General features: G+C 61.1%; 20 protein-coding genes and 2 pseudogenes. 15 read left to right on the plus strand and 7 right to left on the minus strand.

What is annotated here, in order from left to right; all coding sequences use genetic code 11:
- Positions 1 to 46 precede the first annotated feature (46 nt).
- From xylB to ACZ1HN_RS06330, 3 genes are read left to right on the plus strand one after another with little or no spacing between them, the layout of a single operon-like run.
- The gene (gene xylB / locus ACZ1HN_RS06320; protein WP_472726878.1) at positions 47 to 1,495 is read left to right on the plus strand and encodes a xylulokinase; all 1,449 of its coding nucleotides are present in this window, start codon (positions 47 to 49) and stop codon (positions 1,493 to 1,495) included.
- Complete coding sequence (gene xylA / locus ACZ1HN_RS06325) at positions 1,492 to 2,799, plus strand: xylose isomerase (protein WP_472726879.1); 1,308 nt, start codon at positions 1,492 to 1,494, stop codon at positions 2,797 to 2,799. Before xylB ends, xylA begins: the two co-directional genes overlap by 4 nt.
- The gene (locus ACZ1HN_RS06330) at positions 2,780 to 4,084 is read left to right on the plus strand and encodes a cytochrome-c peroxidase (RefSeq protein ID WP_472726880.1); all 1,305 of its coding nucleotides are present in this window, start codon (positions 2,780 to 2,782) and stop codon (positions 4,082 to 4,084) included. The genes xylA and ACZ1HN_RS06330 overlap by 20 nt, the downstream gene beginning before the upstream one ends.
- Before the next feature lie 73 nt (positions 4,085 to 4,157).
- Here the strand turns inward: ACZ1HN_RS06330 and ACZ1HN_RS06335 are convergent, their stop codons facing one another.
- Positions 4,158 to 5,711 carry a CRTAC1 family protein gene (locus tag ACZ1HN_RS06335; protein WP_472726881.1) on the minus strand — a complete coding sequence of 518 codons (1,554 nt, stop codon included), beginning with the start codon at positions 5,709 to 5,711 and terminating at the stop codon, positions 4,158 to 4,160.
- Complete coding sequence (locus ACZ1HN_RS06340; RefSeq protein WP_472726882.1) at positions 5,704 to 6,906, minus strand: ROK family transcriptional regulator; 1,203 nt, start codon at positions 6,904 to 6,906, stop codon at positions 5,704 to 5,706. Before ACZ1HN_RS06340 ends, ACZ1HN_RS06335 begins: the two co-directional genes overlap by 8 nt.
- Before the next feature lie 216 nt (positions 6,907 to 7,122).
- On the opposite strand from ACZ1HN_RS06340, the gene xylF reads away from it, so the two are divergent.
- The 5 genes and pseudogenes from xylF (at position 7,123) to ACZ1HN_RS06365 (ending at position 11,212) form a co-directional block, all read left to right on the plus strand.
- Positions 7,123 to 8,100 (plus strand): D-xylose ABC transporter substrate-binding protein, encoded by a 978-nt coding sequence (gene xylF, locus ACZ1HN_RS06345; RefSeq protein WP_472729286.1) that lies wholly within the window; start codon positions 7,123 to 7,125, stop codon positions 8,098 to 8,100.
- Positions 8,101 to 8,248: 148 nt separating this feature from the next.
- On the plus strand, positions 8,249 to 9,514 hold the full coding sequence (locus ACZ1HN_RS06350; RefSeq protein ID WP_299602237.1) for a sugar ABC transporter permease: 1,266 nt from the start codon (positions 8,249 to 8,251) through the stop codon (positions 9,512 to 9,514).
- Between the two features lie 14 nt (positions 9,515 to 9,528).
- Positions 9,529 to 10,263, plus strand: a pseudogene (locus tag ACZ1HN_RS06355) (ATP-binding cassette domain-containing protein); the annotation flags it as partial.
- A 12-nt stretch (positions 10,264 to 10,275) separates the two neighbouring features.
- On the plus strand, positions 10,276 to 10,572 hold the full coding sequence (locus tag ACZ1HN_RS06360; RefSeq protein WP_472729287.1) for a glucokinase: 297 nt from the start codon (positions 10,276 to 10,278) through the stop codon (positions 10,570 to 10,572).
- A gap of 10 nt (positions 10,573 to 10,582) precedes the next feature.
- A complete protein-coding gene (locus ACZ1HN_RS06365; protein ID WP_472726883.1) occupies positions 10,583 to 11,212 on the plus strand; it encodes a glucokinase in 630 nt (209 codons plus the stop codon).
- Here the strand turns inward: ACZ1HN_RS06365 and hpaH are convergent.
- The 5 genes and pseudogenes from hpaH to hpaE all read right to left on the minus strand — a co-directional run bounded on the left by hpaH (position 11,205) and on the right by hpaE (position 16,906).
- A complete protein-coding gene (gene hpaH, locus ACZ1HN_RS06370; protein ID WP_472726884.1) occupies positions 11,205 to 11,999 on the minus strand; it encodes a 2-oxo-hept-4-ene-1,7-dioate hydratase in 795 nt (264 codons plus the stop codon). The genes ACZ1HN_RS06365 and hpaH overlap by 8 nt on opposite strands.
- Positions 11,989 to 12,840 (minus strand): fumarylacetoacetate hydrolase family protein, encoded by an 852-nt coding sequence (locus tag ACZ1HN_RS06375; RefSeq protein ID WP_472726885.1) that lies wholly within the window; start codon positions 12,838 to 12,840, stop codon positions 11,989 to 11,991. Before ACZ1HN_RS06375 ends, hpaH begins: the two co-directional genes overlap by 11 nt.
- Positions 12,837 to 14,234: a pyridoxal phosphate-dependent decarboxylase family protein gene (locus tag ACZ1HN_RS06380; RefSeq protein ID WP_472726886.1), complete on the minus strand. Its 1,398-nt coding sequence runs from the start codon at positions 14,232 to 14,234 to the stop codon at positions 12,837 to 12,839. The genes ACZ1HN_RS06375 and ACZ1HN_RS06380 overlap by 4 nt, the downstream gene beginning before the upstream one ends.
- Before the next feature lie 75 nt (positions 14,235 to 14,309).
- A pseudogene (gene hpaD, locus ACZ1HN_RS06385) lies at positions 14,310 to 15,289 on the minus strand (3,4-dihydroxyphenylacetate 2,3-dioxygenase).
- A 105-nt stretch (positions 15,290 to 15,394) separates the two neighbouring features.
- Positions 15,395 to 16,906, minus strand: coding sequence for a 5-carboxymethyl-2-hydroxymuconate semialdehyde dehydrogenase (hpaE, locus tag ACZ1HN_RS06390; RefSeq protein WP_472726887.1), 1,512 nt, complete (start codon positions 16,904 to 16,906; stop codon positions 15,395 to 15,397).
- 89 nt (positions 16,907 to 16,995) lie between these two features.
- On the opposite strand from hpaE, the gene ACZ1HN_RS06395 reads away from it, so the two are divergent.
- The 7 genes from ACZ1HN_RS06395 to ACZ1HN_RS06425 are packed head-to-tail and all read left to right on the plus strand — an operon-like array spanning position 16,996 to position 24,330.
- Positions 16,996 to 17,796, plus strand: a complete 801-nt coding sequence (locus ACZ1HN_RS06395; protein ID WP_472726888.1) for an IclR family transcriptional regulator — start codon at positions 16,996 to 16,998, stop codon at positions 17,794 to 17,796.
- Complete coding sequence (locus ACZ1HN_RS06400) at positions 17,793 to 19,154, plus strand: aminotransferase class III-fold pyridoxal phosphate-dependent enzyme (RefSeq protein ID WP_472726889.1); 1,362 nt, start codon at positions 17,793 to 17,795, stop codon at positions 19,152 to 19,154. Before ACZ1HN_RS06395 ends, ACZ1HN_RS06400 begins: the two co-directional genes overlap by 4 nt.
- Positions 19,151 to 19,891: a tripartite tricarboxylate transporter TctB family protein gene (locus tag ACZ1HN_RS06405; protein WP_472726890.1), complete on the plus strand. Its 741-nt coding sequence runs from the start codon at positions 19,151 to 19,153 to the stop codon at positions 19,889 to 19,891. The genes ACZ1HN_RS06400 and ACZ1HN_RS06405 overlap by 4 nt, the downstream gene beginning before the upstream one ends.
- Positions 19,891 to 21,381 (plus strand): tripartite tricarboxylate transporter permease, encoded by a 1,491-nt coding sequence (locus tag ACZ1HN_RS06410; RefSeq protein ID WP_472726891.1) that lies wholly within the window; start codon positions 19,891 to 19,893, stop codon positions 21,379 to 21,381. The genes ACZ1HN_RS06405 and ACZ1HN_RS06410 overlap by 1 nt, the downstream gene beginning before the upstream one ends.
- 37 nt (positions 21,382 to 21,418) lie before the next feature.
- Positions 21,419 to 22,351 carry a tripartite tricarboxylate transporter substrate-binding protein gene (locus ACZ1HN_RS06415; RefSeq protein WP_472726892.1) on the plus strand — a complete coding sequence of 311 codons (933 nt, stop codon included), beginning with the start codon at positions 21,419 to 21,421 and terminating at the stop codon, positions 22,349 to 22,351.
- Positions 22,352 to 22,399: 48 nt separating this feature from the next.
- Complete coding sequence (locus ACZ1HN_RS06420; protein ID WP_472726893.1) at positions 22,400 to 23,113, plus strand: type 1 glutamine amidotransferase; 714 nt, start codon at positions 22,400 to 22,402, stop codon at positions 23,111 to 23,113.
- The gene (locus ACZ1HN_RS06425; RefSeq protein ID WP_472726894.1) at positions 23,110 to 24,330 is read left to right on the plus strand and encodes a cytochrome P450; all 1,221 of its coding nucleotides are present in this window, start codon (positions 23,110 to 23,112) and stop codon (positions 24,328 to 24,330) included. The genes ACZ1HN_RS06420 and ACZ1HN_RS06425 overlap by 4 nt, the downstream gene beginning before the upstream one ends.
- Position 24,331: the final 1 nt, after the last annotated feature.

Here is a 24,331-nt window from a genome sequence, read left to right on the forward strand (position 1 = left end):
ACAATCGAATTAAATGGGGCAAATGTATATTCAAGGGAGGACTTCGATGTATCTCGGACTTGATCTGGGCACGTCGGGCGTGAAGGCATTGTTGGTGGATGGCGATGGCCACGCCGTTGGCAGTGCTGATGCGACCTATGACGTGTCAAACCCGCATGCGGGGTGGAGCGAACAGGACCCGGCCGATTGGGTCGCGGGTATAAGCGCTGTTCTGGCGTCGTTGCGGCAAGAGCATCCGTCAGCGTATGGCGCCATTAGGGCGCTGTCCTTTTCCGGTCATATGCATGGCGCGGTCATGGTTGATGGCGCAGGCGCCGTGTTGCGCCCATGCATTCTGTGGAATGACACGCGCAGTCACGTCGAAGCGGCAGCCATGGATGCCGACCCGATAGCGCGCGCTGTCAGTGGAAACATCGTATTCCCTGGCTTTACTGCACCCAAGCTGGCCTGGGTGGCGAAGAATGAACCCGACATATTTGCCCGGGTGGCGCGGGTCATGTTGCCCAAGGACTACCTGCTGTGGTGGCTGACGGGCCGCTATGCGACCGAGATGTCGGATGCGGCGGGTACGGCGTGGCTGGATGTGGGAGCGCGGGAGTGGTCGGATGGCCTGCTGGCGCTTGGGGGTATGTCGCGCGAGCAGATGCCGGACTTGCTGGAAGGCACGGATGTTGTCGGTGAGGTGCAGGCCGCGCGGGCTGATCTGGGTCTGCCTGCAGGATGCAAGGTTGTTGCGGGCGGAGCGGATAATGCGGTGGCCGCCTGTGGTGTTGGTGCATTAGGTGAGGGCGATGGCTTTGTGTCGCTGGGCACCTCGGGTGTCGTGTTGGCTGGTCGGGGCAGTTACGCGCCGGATGCGGGCAGTGCCGTGCATACATTCTGTCATGCGGTGCCGGAGCGTTGGTATCAGATGGGCGTGGTTCTGGCTGCAACTGACAGTCTGAACTGGCTGAGCCGTATCACCGGGCAGGGGGCAGGTGAGTTGTCATCCGCTTTGGGCAATACGCTCGCTGCGCCAAGTGACGTGAAATTTTATCCCTACCTTTCGGGTGAGCGCACACCGCACAATGACGCGCAGGTGCGCGGCGGGTTTACCGGCCTCGATATTGCGTCTGGCCCCGAGGACTTGACCCACGCTGTGATGAGCGGGGTCAGTTTTGCCCTGCGCGACAGCTTTGAGGCGCTGAAGGCAACGGGGGCGCAACTGCCCTCGGCCCTTGCCATCGGGGGCGGCAGCCGGTCCGACTATTGGACACGGATGCTGGCGACGACCCTGAACATTCCGCTGGAGCGGCCCGACGAGGGCGCGTTTGGTGCGGCCTTGGGGGCAGCGCGGATTGCCATGTGCGGTGACACCGGTGCCGATCCGGCCAGCGTGATGACCAAGCCGCCCGTCGCTGATGTGATACACCCACAGGCCGACCTCGTCGCTGCCTATGACGATGCTTACTCTGCCTTTTCAGGCGCTTACCCCAAACTGAAAGCCATGCCATGACCACTGGATTCTTTGACGCCGTCCCGCCCACCACATTCGAAGGCCCGGACAGCACCAACCCGATGGCCTTCCGCCACTACAACCCGGGCGAAATGGTCATGGGCAAGCGGATGGAAGATCACCTGCGCTTTGCTGTTGCGTACTGGCATTCTTTTGCTTGGGAAGGCGGTGACCCCTTTGGCGGTCAGACCTTCATCCGTCCGTGGCACCCGCAGGACGATATGGGCCGCGCCAAGATGAAGGCCGATGTTGCGTTCGAGATGTTCGCGCGTCTCGGCGTACCCTATTTCTGCTGGCATGACGCGGATGTGCGGCCAGAGGGTGCGACCTTTGCCGAAAGCCTGGACCGGCTGAACGAGATCACGGATTACTTTGGCCCCAAGATGGAAGAGACGGGCGTGGGCCTGCTCTGGGGCACCGCCAACATGTTCTCGCACCGCCGCTGGATGGCAGGGGCGTCGACCAACCCGGATCCGGATGTGTTTGCCTATGCGGCCGCAACGGTGAAGGGCTGCATGGATGCGACCCTGAAGCTGGGTGGGCAGAACTACGTGCTTTGGGGCGGTCGCGAGGGCTACGAGACACTGCTGAACACCGATATGGGGCAGGAACTGGACCATATGGGCCGCTTTTTGTCGATGGTTGTCGAATACAAGCACAAGATTGGGTTCAAGGGCCAGATCCTGGTCGAGCCGAAGCCGCAAGAGCCGTCGAAGCACCAGTATGATTTCGATGCGGCCACCTGCATCGGGTTCCTGCGCAAGTATGGACTTGAGGATGAGGTGAAGCTGAACCTTGAACAGGGGCATGCCATCCTGGCTGGTCATTCGTTCGAGCATGAGATTGCCGTCGCCGCGTCCGACGGGATGCTGGGGTCCATCGACATGAACCGCAACGACTACCAATCGGGCTGGGACACCGATCAGTTCCCCAACAATTTGCCCGAGGTGGCGCTGTGCTACTACCACATTCTGAAAGCCGGTGGTCTGGGCAATGGCGGCACGAATTTCGACGCCAAGCTGCGTCGTCAGAGCCTCGATGCCGAGGATTTGATTGCTGCCCATGTCGGTGCCATGGACATTTGTGCCCGGGGTCTGAAATCTGCGGCTGCGATGATCGAGGACGGTGGTTTGGACGATGCGTTGAAGGCGCGTTATGCGGGGTGGGAGACAGCGGAGGCGCAAGCGATGCTGGGCAGCGATCTGGCGTCGATTTCCGACCGGGTGATTGCCGACGGGATCGAACCGCAGCCCCATTCGGGTCGGCAAGAGATTTTGGAGAACTATGTCTCGCGTTTCGTCTAAGGCGCTTGCCTTTGCGGTGATGGCGGCCCCGGTGTGGGCCGCCGATTTGCCGTTTGACGAGCCAGTGTTTCCGGAGGTTGACAGCGCGCAGGTCGAGTTGGGCCGTTTGCTGTTCTACGATCCGATCCTGTCTGGGTCGAAAACGGTCAGCTGCGCCACCTGCCACCATCCGAAATTTGCCACCGGCGATGGCGTTTCGCTTGGCCTTGGTGACGGGGCCAAGGGGCTTGGTCCTGACCGTGTGGCCGATCCTGAGAACATGCCGGAGCAACGCATTCCGCGAAATGCACCGCCCTTGTTCAATCTTGGGGCAACCGAGTTCACGGTCTTTTTCCATGATGGACGGTTGGAGGAGGATTCAAGTCGGCCGTCGGGTATCCGGACGCCGTTGGGGTCGGAGATGGAGATGGGCTTTGCCTCGGCCCTGTCCGCGCAATCCATGTTCCCGGTGCTGTCCGCGGATGAGATGGCGGGGCACTATAGTGAAAACGAGATTTCTCAGTCCGTGCGCCAAGGGTTGATCACCGGGTTCGGTGGGGCTTGGGATCTGCTGTCGCAGCGGATCGAGGCGATCCCGGAATACCGCGCGCGTTTCGATGAGGTGATCGGGGAAGAAGCCATCCGCTTTACTGACATATCGGACGCGGTGGCCGCGTTTCTCGATTTTGAATGGCGCGGAGTGGCGAGCCCGTTCGACTTGTACTTGCGCAACGGCACCGAGATGGAGACCGCCGCTATGCGCGGCATGAATCTGTTCTATGGCAATGCGCAGTGTTCAACATGTCATTCCGGCCGCTTTCAGACGGATCATGATTTCCACGCCATCGCTATGCCCCAGATCGGGCCCGGCAAGGCCGCCCGGTTTGAAAGCCACGCGCAGGATACAGGCCGGATGCGGGTGACGGGGGATGCGGAGGATGCGTATGCCTTCCGCACCCCACCTTTGCGCAATGTTGCGCAGACAGCTCCGTACGGACACAGCGGTGCCTATGCGACGCTCGAAGGTGTGGTGCGTCACCATCTTGACCCGGTGAGCAGCTTGCGCAGCTACGACATTGCCCAATCGATCATGCCGGGATTTGACGCAGACGACATGCGCGTGTTGTCCGACCCGGCCGAGGTGGAGCGGATCGCAGCAGCCAATGATCTGGCGCCAATCACGCTTCGGGATGACGAGGTGGATGACATCCTCGCCTTCCTGAACGCACTCACCGACCCACAAAGCATCCGTGGCGCGCTTGGCGTGCCGGCATCGGTGCCAAGTGGACTGCCGGTGGATCAGTAACCGAAGTCCTGGCTTCTTCTGACTGCAAATACGACGGGGTGAGGCCGCAGGCCGAGGGGCAGAGCCCCTTGGCTCACCGCGCGATCACAACCGTGGCGTTGGCCTGCACCTCCTGCCAATCGCTCCAACCCTGATGCGGCCATCGCACGCGTAGTCGCACCGCTTCAGCATCACCCAACCCGAAGTGCTGTGGCCCGGCAACACCGCCTGCATGGCCGCCACCAACGGTGATCTCGCGTGCTTGAACGGCGGTGCCATCATCGACCTCGATCCACGCGCCGACGGCTTGGGTGTTTGTTCCTTCCTGGATCACAGACACCGAGAGCCAGTTGCCAGTTATCTCTGTTACGTTCTGCCACACCTCTAGCCGTGCACGTCGGTTGACGACGGCAAGGTCCAGCAATCCGTCCGCGTTGAAGTCGACGAGGGCCGCGCCGCGCCCGCGGTGCATTGAGGCGACGCCCGCCGCATCTCCGGCTTCGACAAAACTGCCATCCGCCTGACCGATCAGCAGGTTGTTGGGGTCTTCCATGGCACTGCCCGGCATCTGTTGCACATTGCCCTTGGCGATGAAGGCATCATCAAGACCATCGTTGTTCACGTCCCCAAAAGCGATATGCCAGCCGGTCGACGGACGCCCATCACCACCCACATATGGGCGGTGCGCGGCGCTGCCCATGTCAAAGGGCACGTCTTCGAAGCTCGGGCCGTCGCCGACCTGTTTCATCAACCGCTGATCGCCCATCGAGGAGAGGTACACCTCGTCCCGGCCATCGCGGTCCAGATCGCGCGCAGCTATGCCCATGCCCCACAGCATGTGGCGCACCCAACCGTCTTCGTCAGTGTAGAGCCGGGGTGTATCCTCCATCGCCCAAAGCTGTTCTTCGCCGTCGCGGATGTAATAGTGGCGGTCATTCGACACGCGCAGGTCGGCGCGGCCGGTGCGGGACCAATCGGTGAAGAGGATGGACAGCGCACAAAACCCCGGGCTGAGGTCGGTCACTGCATAGGTTGCCCCGTCCGGGCGCCACAGATGGTTTATGTCGCAGGCTTCGAACGGCCCGTCGGGATCGCTGCGGTCTACATAATGACCAAAGGCGAGTGTTGGGGCGGTCTGGCCCGCCTCCCACGTGGCCGAAAAGGCCGTGCTCCAGCGATCATCGAAGTGAAAGGGCATCGGTTCAAAGCTGCAATCGCCGCGCCCTCGCAAGATAGTATCGGGGCCAACACGCAGGATCACCAGATCAAGATGACCGTCATTGTCGATATCCAGCGGATAGGCCCCGGTTGTGCCCGTTAGATCGAGCGCCGGATCCTGTATCGGCTCAAAGGCAATCCCGCCGTCAGATATATTCTTGAGCAACAAGGGCGGGTTTGACCCACCCGCTGCCAACAGATCGGGCCGTGCATCTCCATTGCAGTCCAGAACGGCGAGGCCCCCGCCCACAAAATGTTCCCATCCGCCGTCATAGACATGCTCAGGCACATTGATCGGTTCAAATGTGATTTCGGACGCGGTTGCATGTGTCGCCAAACCAAAGAGCAAGGCGACGAGGCCCCCGCGCTGCGCAGCAGCGCGCCCCGACCCCTCGTCAGACTTTCTGAAAAATCTGGCCTCGTCACGCATCTTCCAGAGCCCCCACCGCTGTATCCTGTACAAACTCAAGCGCGTAGGCTGCTGCCCCCTGCGCCCACATCAGGTTGCCCCATTTATGGACAACAACCTCGGGCGCGGGTTTGTCGATTTCCACGATGCTCTTGCGCATTTCCTCGATCACCGTGTCTGCATACAGGTGGTCGAACTGCATTTGCTCGCCTGCAAGGATCACCAGTTCGGGATCAAAGATGTTCACTAGATTGGCAAGGCCCATCGCAAACATCTTGCCCGCCCGTTCCACAACTGTGCGTGCGGTTGGGTCACCGTCTTTGGCCGCTTTCAGCACGGTGCTGACGGCTTGGCTGGTCGGTGTCGTCAGGCTCATGCCTCCGACGCTGGAGGCCTCGCGCACGAGCGCGTAGTCCGCCACATAAGCTTCTAGACAACCGCGCTGCCCACACCGGCAGAGCGCGCCGTCCAGATGCACCTTGGTGTGTCCGAATTCGGCCCCGCAGCCGCGCGTGCCGCGATAGAGTTGGCCGCCCAGCACCATGCCCATGCCCACACCGCTTTCGATAGTGATCACGATGAAATCGGAATGGGATTTGCCCAAGCCAAAGGTCAGTTCGGCCATTGCGACAAGGTTTGCATCGTTGTCGAGGTAGACCGCCACTCCAAGCGCGTCGCGCAGCACTTCGCCGAAGGGGACGTTGCGTTGATCCAGCGATGGCGACCAGTAGACCAGCCCATGATCCGCATCCACAACGCCCGCCAGCCCGACGCCTACGCCCGAGATATCGCTGAGATCATGGCCCGCCTTTTCAGCCAGCGCCCTTAGCCCATCGCGGATATGTGTGGCCAGGTCGATTGGCGTCAGACGTCCTGTCGGGATGGGGCATTCGTGGTCCGCGACATGGGTGCCGTCAAACCGCATCAGAACCAGTGAAATGGACCTGTCCGACACCTTGAGGCCGGCGATCAGATGGGCGTCGCCGGCGATCTTCAGATCGACCCGGGGCCGTCCGCGTGCCGATTCGTCACTACGTGATTCGCGAGGCACTTCCTCGATCAATCTGCCGCGCAAAAGGTCGGCCGTGACGGACGTGACGGTGGCCCGGCTGATGCCGGTATGTTCCGCAAGATCGATGCGTGGGACGGGCCCGCGTTGCGCAATCTCACGCAAAAGCAGCCGTCTGCTTTCGATCTTCTGATGACCGAATACCATGATTTTATTCTCTTTTTTCCTCCCGCCGCGGTCAATGCCTGCGACCCTTAAGGATGATGATGCCGGTTTTTTTGAAAGCTGTCCAATTTAATTTGCTTTTCGAATTTAAGTTGCTAACAATGGGTCACCCGCCGCAAAATCGTGACGGACGGGCATGTCTTTGGGAGGACACCTATGAAACGACGCACGCTACTTGGCGCCCTGGCGGCTGCCACAATGCTTACTTCGCCAGTTCTGGCTGACGGTCATGCAGTGACCGTGGGCGTGAGCTGGTCGAACTTCCAGGAAGAGCGCTGGAAAACTGACGAGGCCGCGATCAAGGCCGCGCTGGATGCCGCTGGTGCAAACTATATTTCCGCTGATGCGCAATCGTCGTCGGCCAAGCAGTTGGCAGATATCGAAAGCCTGATTGCACAGGGCGCAAACGCGCTGATCATTCTGGCGCAGGACGCATCTTCCATTGGCCCAGCCGTGCAAGCCGCTGCCGACGAAGATATCCCGGTCGTTGCCTATGACCGTCTGATCGAAGACGCCCGCGCCTTCTACCTGACCTTTGACAACGTCGAAGTTGGCCGCATGCAGGCCCGTGCCGTTCTGGCCGCGCAGCCCAAGGGCAACTACGTCATGATCAAGGGCTCGCCCACCGACCCGAACGCGGACTTCCTGCGTGGCGGTCAGCAAGAGGTGCTGCAAGCGGCCATCGACGCCGGTGACATCACCATCGTTGGCGAAGCCTACACCGATGGCTGGGTGCCTGCGAACGCGCAGCGCAACATGGAACAGATCCTGACCGCAGCCGACAACAAAGTTGACGCCGTTGTCGCGTCCAACGACGGCACCGCGGGTGGTGTTGTGGCCGCTCTGACCGCGCAAGGCATGGAAGGTATTCCAGTGTCCGGTCAAGACGGCGACCACGCTGCTCTGAACCGCGTTGCAACCGGTACGCAGACCGTGTCCGTGTGGAAAGACGCACGTGCGCTTGGCAAGGCAGCAGGCGAGATCGCCGTGTCCCTGGCCAAGGGCGAAGATGTTGCAGGCGCAGCCGACTGGACATCGCCCAGTGGCACCACAATGACCTCGATCTTCCTTGAGCCGGTTCCGGTGACAGCCGACAACCTGGACGTTGTTCTGGACGCAGGCTGGATCGAAAAAGACGCGCTGTGCGCGGGCTCCTCGCTGGCCGCCTGCGAATAAGAGCGCACCAAGTTACGTCCCGGCGCCTGTTGCGCGCCGGGGCGGCACATGACCACACTCACCACACATTTCGGCACATCGTGACGGCAGGCTTGCCTGTCGCCGGGGACATTGTGCCACCGCAACCGGGTAACAAAGGGCAGGGCGCATGGAAGACCAGGCCAAATCAATGATGGACAAGCTGGGCCTTGATGCCCGGCTTTTGGGGATGATCGGGGCGCTTGTCGTCATCTGGCTCGTGTTCGGTTTCTTTACCGACTGGCGCTTTCTGTCCCCGCGCAACTTTTTCAACGTGAGCGTTCAAACAGCATCCGTTGCCGTGATGGCAACGGGCATGGTGTTCGTCATCGTCACACGCAACATCGACCTGTCCGTAGGCTCGCTTTTGGGCTTTATCGGTATGACCGTGGCGGCGCTGCAGGTCCAGTGGCTGCCATCTATGCTGGGTCTAGGTCATCCTATGATCTGGGTCATCGCTGTGATTGCCGCAGTCTTGATGGGCGCGTTCTTGGGCGCGATACAAGGGTGGGTCATCGGCTATTTGACCGTGCCTGCCTTCATCGTGACGCTGGGCGGCTTCCTCGTCTATCGCGGTGCGATGTGGTGGGTCACCAAGGGCCAAACCCAAGCGCCGCTTGATCCTGTCTTCCGCCTACTGGGTGGCGGCGCCGAGGGCACGCTGGGTGAAACGCTGAGCTGGGTGTTCGGCACCATCGCCGCGCTTGTTGCCGTTGGCATCATGCTGCTGAGCCGGCGTCGCAAGGCGACCCACGGCTTTACCGTCAAACCGGTCTGGGCCGAAGGGATCCTGATGGCCATGGCCGCTGGTCTGATCATTGCCTTTGTCTGGATCATGAACAGCTATCCGATCCCGCGGGGCGCCATGCGCCGCATGACCGAAGCGCGCGGTATCGAGTATACTGACGGCATGGTCTGGAACCATGGTATCGCTATTCCGGTTGTGATCCTGCTGGCCGTCACGATCGTCATGACCATCATCGCCACGCGCACCCGCTTTGGCCGCTATGTCTATGCCACCGGTGGTAATCCGGAAGCGGCATCGCTGTCGGGCATCGATACGCGCCTTCTGACGGTCAAGGTCTTTGCCCTGATGGGGGCCCTGACCGGCATCGCGTCGATCATCGCATCGGCCCGTCTGAACGCCGTAGACGTGGGTCTGGGCACACTGGACGAGCTGCGCGTGATTGCCGCTGCTGTCATCGGGGGCACTGCCCTGTCGGGTGGCGCGGGTACGATCTACGGTGCTGTCATTGGTGCGCTGATCATGCAATCGCTGCAATCGGGCATGGCCTCGGTCGGGGTCGATGCGCCTTTGCAGAACATCGTGGTGGGCTTTGTGCTCGTGCTCGCGGTGTGGATCGACATCGTTTATCGCCGCCGTGCGGGCGTCTGAGGGAGGACTTTGATATGACAACACCTCTTGTCGAAATGAAGGACATCTCGATCAGCTTTGGCGGGATCAAGGCGGTAGACCACGTGTCGGTCGACCTGAAGCCGGGCGAAGTTGTGGGCCTCCTGGGTCACAACGGTGCAGGCAAATCGACGCTGATCAAGATCCTGTCGGGCGCCTATGCCATGGACACGGGTGAAATCCGTATCAACGGCGAAAAGGCGACCATCAACAACCCGCGTGACGCGCGGACCTACAACATCGAGACGATCTACCAGACGCTTGCGCTGGCCGATAACCTTGATGCAGCGTCGAACCTGTTTCTGGGACGCGAATTGGTGTCGTCAATGGGCTTTGTCGATGATGACGCGATGGAGGCCGAGACCCGCAAGATCATGGCGCGGCTGAACCCGAACTTCAAAAAGTTCAAGGATCCGGTCAGTGCCTTGTCGGGTGGTCAGCGTCAGTCGGTGGCGATTGCCCGTGCGGTGTATTTCAATGCGCGCATTCTGATCATGGATGAACCCACCGCCGCCCTTGGTCCACACGAGACGCAGATGGTGTCGGAACTGATCCAGCAGTTGAAGGCTGAAGGCATCGGCATCTTCCTGATCAGTCACGACATCCATGATGTGATGGAGCTGTGTGACCGCGCGTCCGTGATGAAAAACGGAAAGCTGGTTGGGACTGTTGACGTTGCCGACGTGACGGACGATGACCTGCTCGGAATGATCATCTTGGGTAAGAAGCCGGGCGAGATCGTAATGCAGGATGCGGGTGGGCAGGATCGGGCTATTGGCCTTGTTGCTGATGTTGGCGGGACGAATACGCGAATGGCCTTTGTTGGTCGGGATGGAGTCATAGCGGACACGGTGGTCAAGTGCCCCAACGCGAATTTCGGCAGCTTTCTTGATCTTGCGACCCACTACCTGGATGGCCGCACCCCGCCGCCGCATGTTGTCATTGCGGTGGCTGGTCCTGTGGCAGGCGATCGCGCTCGTCTGACGAGACCGGAATTGGGATTTCGATGCGGGTGCTCTTGCTGCCGCTTTCGGTGCTGACGAGGTGGTTTTGATCAACGACCTTGAGGCGTTGGGACAGGCGGTGCCCACCGTTGCACCCGATGCGGTTGAGCCATTGCACGACGGCGCTGCTCTTGGCGGCGCCGGGCAGGCGCTGGTGGTTGGCCTTGGTACGGGGTTCAACGTGTCTGCCGTCAACATGGAGAGCGGCACCGTTTTCACGTCTGAGCAGGGCCATGCCAGTCTGCCGTCAAGCGTGATGTCGATCCTGCAGGCGCATATGCCCGACACGGCGCGTTTCGACAGTGTCGAGAACCTGTTTTCCGGCGTTGGCCTGTTGCGTCTGGCCCATGTCATTGGTGTGGATGTCGATAGTGCCGAGCAATTGGCCAAGTCCGACGATCCCCGTGCCCGCGAAGCGCTTGAGGTTTGTACCGAGGCCTTTGGCCTGATGGTGCGTGAATTGGCCTATTCCTATTTCCCGCGGGCGGGGCTGTACTTCAACGGGTCGTTGGCGAAGTTCCTGATGGCGCCGGAACGGCGGGAGCGCGTGCTAGCCCCATTGCGTGCTGACAGCAGCTTTGACGGGCAGTTCGCCCGTATTCCGGCGTTTCTGTTCGTGTCGGACACCGTCGCTTTGGGCGGCTGCGCCGCGCGGTTGTTGGCGCGCGTCAGCTAAAGCTTAGATCGACGCGTCCAAAGCTGCCGAAATCGGCTTCTATGTTGGTGCCCGGCGAGCATTCGATTGGACGGATGAAGCTGCCTGACAAGATCACCTGGCCTGCCTTGATCGTGTTGCCGTAGAGCGCCATGCGCCGCGCGAGCCAAACCACGCTTTCCACCGGATCGTTCAGGACACCCGCACCAAGCCCCGTTTCCTCGACCGTGTTGCCCATTTTCACGATGGCCCCGACCCAGCGCAGGTTTTCCGGCGCGTTGCGTTGGGTGCCAACGACAATGCCCGCATTTGCCGCGTTATCGGCGATGGTATCGAAAACCTTGCGCGGCTGCCCCGTGTCCGGGTCCGCACGCCGGATGCGAGTGTCGAGGATTTCGAGGGCTGGCACCACGTAGTCTGTCGCCGCCAGTACCTCGTCACGGGTTACGTCTGCGCCCCCGATATCCGAGGACATGACAAAGGCGATCTCGGCCTCGATCCGGGGTTGGATAAAGTGGCCGGCTGGAATGGTCGCGCCGCTGTCGAACTGCATGGACTGGGTCAGCACACCGCTGTCCGGGATGTCGATGTTCAGTGCCATCTGCATGGCACGGCTGGTCAGGCCGATCTTCCAGCCGACCACCGGGTCACCTGCGGCGACCTTGGCGGCGACGACCTGAGCCTGAATGGCATAGGCGTCGTCCATCGTGATGTCGGGATACGCAACGGACAGAAGGCCAATTTGTTGACCGGTTTGCTCGGCCTCGATCAGTGCCGCCGCCGCTGCCTTGTGGTCTTCAACTTTCATCGGCCACCTCGCTGCGCAGCGTGCCAATGCCCTCGGCGGTCACTTCGACCACGTCGCCGGGTTTCAGGAATTTCGGGGGATCGAACCGTGCACCTGCGCCGGTGGGCGTGCCGGTCACGATGATGTCGCCGGGCACCAGTGTGGTGAAGGTCGAGATGTAGGCGATCTGGCGGCGGATTGGGAAAAGCATGCGAGAGGTGCGGTCGTCTTGCCGGAGCTTGCCGTTCACATGGGTTGTCAGCCGAATGTCGTCCAGTTGAGCGGCTGCGGTGAAGGGGACAAGCCATGGGCCCATGGCGCCGGAGGCGTCCCAGTTCTTGCCCTGCGTGACGTTGAACTTGGCATGGCGAACCCAGTCGCGAATGGTGCCTTCGTTGCAGAGGCTCAGGGCCGCGATGTGGTCATAGGCGTCAGCCTCGGCAATGCGCCGCCCACCCTTGCCGATCACGATGGCGATCTCGCCTTCGTAGTCCAGCTTCTCACTTTCCGGGGGGCGGATGACCGGCTGGTTGTGACCCGTGAAGCTGCGTGGGAAGCGTGGGAAGAGGGACATGTTGGGCGGTGCCTCTTGCCCGTCTTTGTACTCGGCATTGCGGTCAGGGAAGTTCACGCCGACGCAGATGATCTTTTCCGGGTCGGGGATGGGGACATCATAGGTGACGCTATGATGCGTGGCGGTGCGGCCTTGGGCGGCTTTCGCAAGCGCGTGCAGGCCGTCGTTTTCGATCACGTTGCGCAGGGTGGTCCACTGCGGAAAGTTGGGGGACAGGGCGATCATCCCGTCATCTGCCACCGCGCCGTAGTACTGGTTTCCGGCGGTGGTGTAGGTAGCGAACCTCATAGGCTCCTCGCAATCCCGGTGATCGTGTCGAAGGCGGTGTCGAAATCCCGTTCCTCGCAATCGAACTGCCCGGCTTGAAAGCGGATGACCTTTTGCCCATCGACCAGCGTTTGCGTCAGGTAGATGCGGCCGTCATCGTTGATGGCGTCCACAAGGCGCTGCGTGTCGTCGTCAGCTGAGCCTGCGAGTTTGAAGGTCCAGAGCGACAGAATAGGTTCTGTCACGATTTCGAAATCATCTTCGGCCCGCAGCCGCTCGCACAAGGCTTGGCTCCATTTGACATGGTTGCGGATGCGGGTGCGTAGCCCTTCCATCCCGTAGTGGCGCATGAGGAACCACAGTTTGAGCGCGCGGAAGCGGCGACCGAGAGGGATCGACCATTCGGAATAGTCGATGATATCCTCGGCCCCATGGGTTTTCAGATATTCAGGGCGGATGGCGAGGGTCTGACGCAGTTGATCCGGATCACGCAGGAAGTGTGCAGCGCAGTCGAACTGCGCGCCCAGCCATTTGTGCGGGTTGAAGACGATGCTGTCGAAGCGGTCCGCTCCGGTCCAGAGGGCACGAAATTCGGGGCAGATCATGGCCGTACCTGCCCATGCAGCGTCGAGATGGGTGTAGATGCCATGTTCTTCGGCCACGGCGGCGACCGCTTCAAGGTCGTCGCTGGCGCCCATGCCGGTGGCGCCGGTCGCAGCGATGATCCCCACCGGGATTCGGCCCGCTTGTTTGTCCTCGGCAATGGCGGCTTCCAGATCCAGCGGGTCCATGTGGCGCAGATCGCCGGTGGTGCGGATCTTGACCAGATTGTCCTGGCCTATGCCCGCGACCCAGATGGCGCGGTCGATGGAGGTGTGTACCTGATCTGAACAGTAGATACGCAGCTGCGGTTGTCCTTGCAGCCCTTCGATGTTGCCGCGGAATTCCAGCGCGCGTTCGCGCATGGTCAGGACGGCGGCGAGCGTGGCGGATGAGGCGCTGTCCTGAATGACGCCCTGATAGCCATCCGGCAGGCCCAAACCCTGACGCAGCCAGTCCATCATGCGCGTCTCCATCTCGGTCGCGGCGGGCGAGGTTTGCCAGAGCATGCATTGCGGCGCGATAACGGATGTCAGAAATTCGGCCAACACCGACGCGGGTGCTGCGTTCGAGTTGAAGTACGCGAAGAAGCGTGGGTGTTGCCAATGGGTGATCCCCGGCATCACGATGCGTTCGAAGTCTTCCAGGATCGCCGCCAGATCAGTTCCATCTTCTGGCGGTGCGTCTGCAAGTTGCGCGGCGATCTCTCCCGGCTTGGTTTGCGCGCGTACCGGGCGATCGCGGAGGGTGTTGTGGTAGTTTACCCCCCAATCGGCAGCATCCTTGGCGTGTTTGGCGAAATCGTCCCAGCTCATGGTCTCGTCCTTTCGGGCGGGGCGCACGGCACGTGCGCCTTACGGAGGGTAAGGCGGAGGTGTCCTCCGCCGGGGTCAGGGTGCCACGATGGGCTGTGCTTTGAGAAGGGGGCGGACGTGTCCACGCCATCGAACAGGCTGCCTTCCTCGAACCAACTGCTCGGGGCGGGGGCGCCCCAAAGGGTTTGGCGTTGTGGGTCCTTGAGGTCCCATTTGATCGGTTCGTGGTCGGGATCGACGGTTTGGTAATCCGAGCAGTAGATCTCAATCCGGTGGCCATCGGGGTCGCGGATGTAAAGGAAGAAGGCGTTCGAGATGCCGTGCCGCCCGGGGCCGCGCTCGATGTTCTCGCGGTAGCCCGTCGTACTCATCAGATCGAGCAGGTCAATGATGTTGAGCGGGGTAGGGACCCAGAAAGCCGAATGGTGCAGGCGCGGCCCTGTGCCGTTGGTGAAGGCGATGTCATGCACGCCGCCCTTTCGGTGCATCCATGCGGCCCAGGTTTTACCTGTCTTTGCATCTTCGGTGTATTCTGTCGTGCGGAACCCCATCTGTGTGTAGAAGGCCACGGCCCCATCCACATCGGATGAGAACAGGTTGAAATGGTCGATGCGCAGCGGTTTGACGCCCCGATAGAGCGCGTATTTCTGTGCGATGGTCGGCAGGCGGTCCATCTGAACATAGAATTCGAGAGGCACACCCCATGGATCGGTGGTTTGCAGGACGCGGCCCATGAAGGGGCGGTCGATCCATGCAGTGGGTTGACCTTGGGTGCGGAACCACGCCTCAGCCTTGTCGAGATCGGGGTGGTCGTAGAGCTTGAAGCCGAGCCTTGCCACACTGGCGCTGCCCGATTGGGTCAGGATGATGCAGTGGTGACCACGCTCCTCCATCGCGCGTAGGTAGATCGACTGATCGTCTTCATGTGTGATCTGCAGGCCGAGTGTATCCACGTAGAAGGCGCGCGAGGCTGCAAGGTCCGCCACCCGGTATTCCACGTGGCTGAGCCGCACGATGTTGAACGGCGGATAAAGCTCGGGCGGAGGGATCGGCATCGGCTGTTCCTAAATGGGGCGGCTGCGCCGCGCGCGATTCATTTTTTGGGGAATGAGGGACGCTGTCCCTCAAACTCCCTGAGGTATTTCCGGCCAGAAGAAGGGTCATGTGCCGAGCCGGGGGATTTTCGGGTCACCGGTGGCGATGCCGATATGTTTCTGTTCCATGTAGAATTCGAACGACCAATCGCCGCCGTCGCGTCCGATGCCGCTGGCTTTCATACCGCCAAACGGCGTGGGCAGGTGCCGGAAATTGGCGGAGTTGACCCAGATCATACCGGCTTCGAGCCCATCGGTGAACCGCATGGCGCGGGTGACGTCCGCGGTCCAGACATAGCCGGTCAGGCCGTAGGCCGTATCGTTGGCGATGTGCAGGGCCTCCTCCTCTGTTTGGAATCGGATGGAGGTGAGGACCGGGCCGAAGATTTCCTCTTGGGCGATTTTCATGTCGTTTGTCGCGTTGGTGAAGAGGGTTGGGGCCACGAATTGGCCTGTGTCTCCAACGCGTGTGCCGCCTGCTGCGATTGTGGCCCCTTCGGCTTTGGCCGTGTCGAAGCTGGCCATGACCTTGGCCCTGTGTCCCCGATGGATCAGGGGACCAACTTCGGTTGCGGGGTCCAGCGGGTGGCCCACCTTGATTGCCTTGGCCCTAGCCGCGAGATTGGCTTCGAAGTCGTCGGCGATCGTGTCTTGCACCAGCAGACGCGAGGATGAGGTGCAACGTTCGCCGTTGAGCGAGTAGATCATGAAGATTGCGGCATCGAGCGCATTGTCGAGGTCGGCGTCCTCGAAGACCACCACGGGATTTTTGCCGCCCAGTTCGAAGTGCACACGTTTCAGGGTGGGCGCACCCTGGGCCATGATGGCGGACCCGGTTTTCGACTCGCCCACGAAGGCGATGGCCTTGATGTCCGGGTGTTCGGTCAAGACGCGCCCTGCGTCCTCGCCCATCCCGTTGACCAGGTTCCAGACACCCGGGGGCAAGCCTGCTTCTTCGGCGATCTCGATCAGGATGCGAGCGGTCCAGGGGCTGAGTTCGGCGGGTTTGTGAACGACCGTGCAGCCAGCAGCGAGTGCTGGGGCGATCTTCCAAGTGGACAACATGAAGGGCGTGTTCCACGGGGTGATGACGCCCACAGGACCAATTGGCACGCGGGTTGTGATGTTCATCAGTGTGGGCGAGGGAAGCGCCTGCCCGTCGCGGGCCGCTGGTGCACGGTCGGCGAAGAAGCGGAAATTGGCGGCGCCGCGCAGGGCGGCTTTGGACATGAAGCGCAGGGCCTGGCCTGTGTCCCAGCATTCGCACAGTGCGATTTCTCCGGCGCGGGCTTCGATCCCGTCGGCGATGGCGTGCAGGATGCGCTTGCGGTCAGCGGCAGGCATGTCGCGCCATGCGGGGAAAGCGGCTTTGGCCGCTTGGGCGGCTGCGTCGATGTCTTGCGCATCACTGCGGGCAACACGGGCGATCATGCTGTCATCCACGGGTGATGTCGTGTCGAACCATGCTCCGGATGCGGCGGGAACGGCCTGTCCGTTGATATGGTTCAGGATGCCCGTTTCCCCGATCCGGGTCAGGTGTGGGGCCAGATTTGCGATGTTGTCGTGCAGCGCTGACATGCTTTCTTTCTTCTTGTTGGTTCACATAGTGAACCGATGGATGCAAAAATATATTGCAAGGGGATGGCAGGTGCGTCAAGCTTCATCCCATGTCGACCATCGCCAAGGCCTTGGGTCTGTTGGACCTGTTCAGTGATGCCCGGCCCCGTTTGGGGTTGTCCGACGTGCAGCGCCTGACCGGGCGGGACAAGGCGACGGTGCATCGTCACCTTGTAGCGCTTGAGCAGGCGGGGTTTCTTGAGCAGGACACAAGCACGCGGGCCTACCGCCTTGGAGCTGCTTTGACCCGGCTGGCGGGGGTGCGCGTGCGCACCGTGCCCGAGGTCGAGATGCTGCGCAGCGTCATTGACGATCTTAGCCGCGATGCAGGTGAGTTGGTGCATGTCAGTCGTTTGCAGGGCTTTGACCTGGTCCATGTGCACCACGCCGAGGAACACAATCATCCAGTGCGGGTCAGTTTCGATGCCTATGGCCTGCCACCCCTGTTTGCGACAGCGTCAGGCAAGGCGTATCTGGCCTTTGCCCCGGGCGGGCTGTTGGACCTTGCCCTGGCTGACCCACGCACGCAGTTGCCGGGCGCGCCGGCGCCGAACCGGATGGAGGTCGAGGGGGAATTGAAGCAGATCGCGCAGCGTGGATATGCCCGCAATCGCGATGCCTTGCGCCTCGGCGTGTCGTCGGTTGCCATCCCGTTGTTTGACGCTGCCAGCAGGGCTTTTGCCACCTGTTCCATTGCCTATCCCACGGGTCGCGGCGGCAAGGCGACCCAGGCGCATTTGGCGCGTCTGCTCATGGCGCGCGGGGAAGAGATCAGTCAGGCCCTGGGCGGCTCCGTGCCATCCCATATCGTCCAGCTTTGGACACCGGCACAGGAAAGGGCCGCGTCATGAAGGACAGCAACTTTCTGAAGGAACACAACGCTCGCCAGTTCTGGCATCCCATGGCGCACCCCGCCGACAGCATGGCGAACCCACCCACGATCCTGACGGGGGGCGATGGGGTGTTCATCACCGACGTGGACGGTCACCGCAGCATTGATGCCGTTGGCGGCCTCTGGAACGTCAATCTGGGCTATTCCTGCCAACCGGTGAAGGACGCGATTGCAGGGCAACTAGATGCGCTGCCCTACTATTCGACGTTCCGAGGTACGTCGAACGACAAGGCGATTGAGTTGGCGTATTTGCTGGCCGACTTCTTTCGTCCCGATGGCATGACGCGCAGCTTTTTCACCAGTGGCGGGTCGGACAGTATCGAGATCGCGCTAAAGCTGGCCCGCCAGTACCACCGCATCCGGGGCGAGGGTGCGCGGACCAAGTTCATCAGCCTCGACAAAGGGTATCACGGCACGCATTTCGGTGGGGCATCGGTCAATGGGAATGCAAAGTTCCGCAATTCCTATGAGCCGCTCATGGCAGGGTGCTACCACATCCCCGGGCCTTACCTGTATCGCAATCCGTTTGGCACGGACGATCCCGCGGAACTCGCGCACCTGAGTGCGGTGATGTTGGAGCGTGAGATCGCCTTTCAGGGTGCCAACACCATTGCTGCCTTTGTGATGGAGCCGGTGCAGGGCGCGGGCGGTGTGATCCCGCCGCACCCCAGTTTCATGCCCATGGTGCGCGACATCTGCGACAAGCACGGTGTACTCTTGATCGCGGATGAGGTGATCACCGCCTTTGGGCGCACAGGGGATGAGACAGGATCGCGCCATTGGGGCGTGCAGCCGGACCTGATGTGCACGGCCAAGGCCATCACAAATGGCTACTTTCCTTTCGGGGCCGTGATGATCGCTGATCATGTCGCGGCTGTGTTTGAAGATGATGAAAGCGGGGTCGGGTCCGTCGATTCCGGCTATACCTATTCGGGGCACCCGGTTGGCGCAGCGGCTGCTGTTGCAGCGGTGGAAGAGACAATGCGCATTCGACCGTGGGAGAATGCGCGGGCGCGCGGGCCGGAGCTAAAGGCCGGATTGAACGCTTTGTCGGAACGGTATGATCACATCGGGGATGTGCGGGGCGAAGGTTTGATGTGCGCCATCGAGCTGGTGAGCGACCGAGGCAACAAGACCCCGATTGGCAAGGCGTTGCCTTTGGTGTTTCAGAAGGCGGCCTATGAGGACGGTGTGATGATCCGGGTGTCAGGCAACAACGCCATCTTCTCACCGCCCTTGGTCATCGATGCGGGGCACGTACAGAAAATACTGTCCGCCACCGAAACCGGCCTGAAGGCCATGGCCGAGGTGGCGTGAAGTCACGGTCAGCATCCCCAGCGCCGCGCAGCGCAACGGTGGTGCTGCCCTTACGGTCAGACACCACGGGGCGCGCCTTTGCCAGTGCCTGCCCGCCAGACAGCAAGATCAATGTCAGCGACATCACCGATTTCCGGCGCGGGCGGGGGGATCTGATCTTTTCCCTGTTCATGGCGGGTTTGGCCCTGTTCTTTCTGGCCTTCTTCTTCACTCAAACGGGGTGGGAGGACCGCAAGCTGCCGCAGAACATGGCGCGCTATTGGATGGACCAGTTTGGGGTAACCGCACCCGAAGGGCGCACTGCCCGCCTGGGCCGCATCCTCAAGCAAAGCTGGGTGGCGCCGTTGATCTGTCTGGGGGTTTTGGTGCCTGCCGCCCTTTGGAACCTGCGCGGGGCATGGCGGGCGCAGGCGTGGCGGCAGCGGTTCAAGCAGCCAACCGGCATTGCCCATGAGCTGGGGCAGTGGTTGCGCGCGCTGGAATATGTCGTTTGGTTCGTGGCCTACACTCTGCTTGTGCCAGTGCTTGGTTACCTGGTGTCGACATTGTTGTTGGTGACGCTCTTGCCATGGCGTCTGGGCTATCGCGGCTGGCGGTGGATGGGCATTTGTCTGGCGGCGAGTTTCGCCATCGTTCTGGTCTTTCGCACCGGGCTACAGATCAAGACTCCAGTGAATATCTGGCTTTATGACCAACTGCCGCAGCGCATGGAAACCTTCATGCAGGTGTGGTTCTGATGGAGGCGTTCTGGACCGGCCTCGACAACCTCGCCAGCGTGCCTGTTCTGGTGGCGATCCTGATTGGATCGGTGGGCGGATTAGCCATCGGGGCCGTGCCGGGGATTGGGCCGGCCATTGCCATTGCGATCCTGCTGCCCGCGACCGTTTTTTTGGATGACCTTGTGTCTCTGGTGCTTCTGTTGGGGGTCTATGGATCCAGCATGTACGGCGGTGCCATCCCCGCCATTCTGATCAATACGCCGGGCACGCCGGTGAATGCGCTGACCACCTATGACGGTTATGCTATGACCCGGCGGGGTGAGGCGGCTCGGGGGTTATCGCTGGCCTACTCTGCGTCCTTTTTCGGCGGGTGCTTTTCCATCCTGCTGGGGCTTGGGGCGTTGATGCTGTTCGGCCCATACCTGCGCGATCTGGGCGCGCTGTTCGGACAGCGGGATATTTTCATGGCCGCAGCCCTCGGTGCAGTTCTGCTGATCGCAGCGCACCGCAAGACGATGGGAATTGCGGCGCTGCTCTTCGGACTTGGGTTTCTCATTGCACTGGTCGGGCGGCAATCGCTCAAGCAGATCGACCGCTATACGTTCGGCATCGAATACCTCTACCCCGGCTTCAACCTGATCGTCGTCATTGTGGGTATCTTCGCCATTTCGCAGGCGCTGTTCCTGCTGACAGGCAAGGATGCCGACCCACCCGAGGCGCGGCTCAAAGGCGGTCTGTTGCGCGGGTTCGGGGAACTGCGCAAACACCCAGCCGTGGCGACCATCAGCGCGGGCTACGGAACGATCATGGGCATCATCCCCGGCGTGGGTGAGTTCGTGGCACAGTTCTTCAGCTACTCCACTGCGCGCGCCATGTCGAAAGACCCCGGCAAGTTTGGGCGTGGCGCGCCCGACGGTTTGATTGCGTCCGAGGCAAGCAACAACGCGGTGCCCGCTGCCGCTATGGTGCCCCTTCTAGCGCTGGGCGTGCCGGGTGAAGCGCTGACGGCGATGATGATGGTCGTGTTCTTTGATGCGGGCATCAAACCCGGGCCAGACATCTTTGAGAATAACCCGGATTTCCTGTTCTCCCTTTTCATCGCGCTTTTGATTATCAACGTACTGGTCATCATCACGCTGCTGATGACGACGAAGTGGATTGCGCGCATCATTTACGTGCCGAACCGTCTCTTGGGCGCGTTCATCCTGATCCTCGCCTTCGTCGGCGTCTTTTCGATCCGCAACTCGTTTGCGGATTGCATGTTCGCCGCTGGCTTCGGTTACCTGGGCTTTATCCTGCGCCGTCTCGACTGGCCACTTGTACCCATCGTGCTGGGCCTCGTCCTCGGTTCGATCATGATCGAGAAGCTGACAGCGGGGGCAGGTCAGATCAAAACCGTCTTCGATCTGGTGAACCGGCCCGTCTCCGGAACACTTTTTGTTGTCATCCTGATCGTGATTGGTGTCACGATCGCCCAAAGCCTCCGGACGAAGAGGTTTGAACATTAACCACCAAAAGCAAAAAACAAACTCAGGGAGAGTACATATGAAAAAGCTTTTGACCTCAGCGGCCTTTGCCTTGGCCGCCCTGACCGGCCCCGCGTTGGCCGAGTATCCCACCGGTCCGGTGCAGTTCACTGTGCCGTGGCCTCCTGGCGATTTCGAGGACATTCTGACGCGCATGATCGCCGCCGATATGGCCGAAGCGACGGGGCAACCGGCTTCGGTCGTGAACCGTCCCGGCGGCGGGGATGGCCCATTCCCCGGCGCTTTGGAGGTGCTGAATGCGCCCAATGACGGATCGGTCATCGGGTCCTTTGTGATCGGTGTGCCAATTGTTGGCCCGAAGATCGACATCGGCATCGACGAGGACAGCTTTGTTCCCGTCGGGATATTCCTGACCTACCCGTTCGTGCTGGCTGCTTCGGGCGATGCGCCCTATTCCAACATGGCCGAACTGGCCGCCCATGCGCAAGACAATGACGTCGTTCTGGGTCACTTTGGTGCGGGCCTGACGCCCACGGCGGTGTCCATGGCGGCAGCGGCCAAGATGGGGTTCGAGTTTGCCGATGACAGCGCCTTTGACCTGCTGGACTGCAATACGCTGTCCTCGGGCGATGCCGATGTGATCAATACGACGCTCGCGCTGATCGAACCCTGCTTGGATGACATCAACGTGCTGGGCAACATTGGCGCTCAGCCCATTGCGAAGCTCGATGGAGTAGAGACCATCGCAGCTCAATCGGGTGTGAATGATGTTGAATTGTGGAACGGGCTATTCGTGACCAAGGGCACGCCACAGGAGGTCATCGATACCATTGCCGAAGTGGCAGCCAAAACCATGGCATCGGATGAAGCGCAGGCATTGATGTCCGAGACCGGGGCCGCTGTCTACTGGCAAGGCCAGGAGGAGGCACAGGCGCGCATCGAAGCGGACCGCGCCAAGTCAGCCGAGATCAACGAGATCCTGGGTCGCTGAAACAGCCGGGGGCGGTTCGCGCCGTCCCCGCCTTTGGAAAGAAAGTATATGCCCCGCCTGAAGCTCGGTATCCTGCAAGTGAACCACGACCGGTCGGTCGAGGTTGGTGATGCCTTTCCTGATGACGCGCACCGCTTCCGCGATCTGTTCGATGCACAGGAGCAGCGGTTCACCTACCGTGTCTACATGACCATCGGGGGCGAGGTCCCGCAGGATGTGGACGAACAGGATGCGTACCTGATCACCGGTTCTCCGCTGAGCGTTCTGGATGATCTGGCCTTTCTACCAACGCTCTACGATTTCATCAGGTCCTGCGATGCCGCGAAAAAGCCCCTGCTCGGTGCGTGTTTCGGACATCAGGCGATTGCCATGGCGTTGGGTGGGATGGTGGCCCGGCAGGATTGGAACATCGGGATCGATCAAATCGAGGTCTCGGAAACCTTGCCGTGGATGCAGCCCGCCGTGCCGTCCATCGGCCTGTACCAGTTTCACCATGACGCGGTGGCGGCCTTGCCCGATGGATGCACGCCATGGGCCACATCGCCCAAATGTGCCGTCGCCGGGTTCACCAAAGGCGACCACATCTTCACCACCCAAGCGCACCCGGAGTTTTCCGATCCGTTCATGCGCTGCGTGCTCGACTACACCAAACCGCATCTGAGCCCGGAGGAGGTGGCCGACGCCGAAGCAACGCTGACCCGCACCAATGACGGCCCGCTGTTCGCGGATTGGGCTACCCGCTTTTTCGGAGGCACGTCATGAAAGATCTCGCTGATCACGACAGCTTTGTGGATGGTGTGCCACACGAGACGTTCGCGCAGATGCGGGCCGAAGCGCCTGCGCATTGGACGGAAGCGTTTGGTGGGCAAAGGGGGTTTTGGTCCCTCACCCGCTACGCGGATATCATGGCTGCGCAAAAAGACCCGAACACGTTTTCCAGCGCCCAAGGCATCCGGATCGAAGATCAGAGCCACGAAGAATACCTCGCCCGCCGCACGTTTCAGGAAACCGACCCACCCGAGCACACTGTGACCCGGCGTGCGGTGAACCCGGCCTTTGCCAAGCCGGTCGTCGCCCAGTTCGAACCCCTGATCCGCGAGTTGGCGCAGGAGATCGTGGCGGAGGCTTTGGAACATGCAGAGTTCGACGCGGTCGACAAGATTGCCAAACGCCTGCCCATGTTGATGCTGGGCCGCATCCTCGGTGTGCCGGATGCTGATCTGGATTGGCTCGTGGAACGGGGCGACGCATTGATCGGGAATACCGATCCCGACTTCACCGACACGGTCATCGACAAGGTGGACACCGATGCTTACCGCATGATGCCCTTCCGCTCACCTGCCGGGGTGGAATTGTACGATTATGCCGATGATATCCTGAACGGTACACGTGACGTGGATGACAAGGGCATCCTCGCCCGTGTGCTGCGCAGCGAAGACGGCGCAATCACCGGGCAGGACTTCAAGAACTTCTTTTGTCTGTTGGTCGCGGCAGGCAATGACACGACCCGTTATTCGATCGCCATGGCGCTGCATCTGCTGACACAGCAAAAGAACCTGCTTGGGGCGTTGCAGAGCGGGCAGGTGTGGGAGACATGCGCGGATGAGTTCATTCGCCTCGCCTCGCCCACATTGCATTTTCGACGCACCGCGACACGGGATATCGAGATGCACGGCCAGACCATTCGTGAAGGTGACAAGGTGTTGATGTGGTTCGTGTCGGGCAGCCGGGACGAGACCATGTTTGACAATCCCCATTTTGCCCAACTGGATCGCAGTCCGAACCGCCACGTCGCCTTCGGGCAGGGTGGACCGCATGTGTGCCTAGGCATGTGGCTCGCCAAGCTGGAGTTGAAATGCGTGCTGCAAGAGCTTGCCGGTCGTATCCGCGCGCTTGAGGCTGTGGATGCACCCACCTGGACACGATCGAATTTTATCTGCGGGGTCAAATCGTTGACTGCCCGCCCAACGCTGAAGTGAC

The sequence above is a fragment of the Tateyamaria sp. GN1-10 genome (assembly GCF_055693845.1).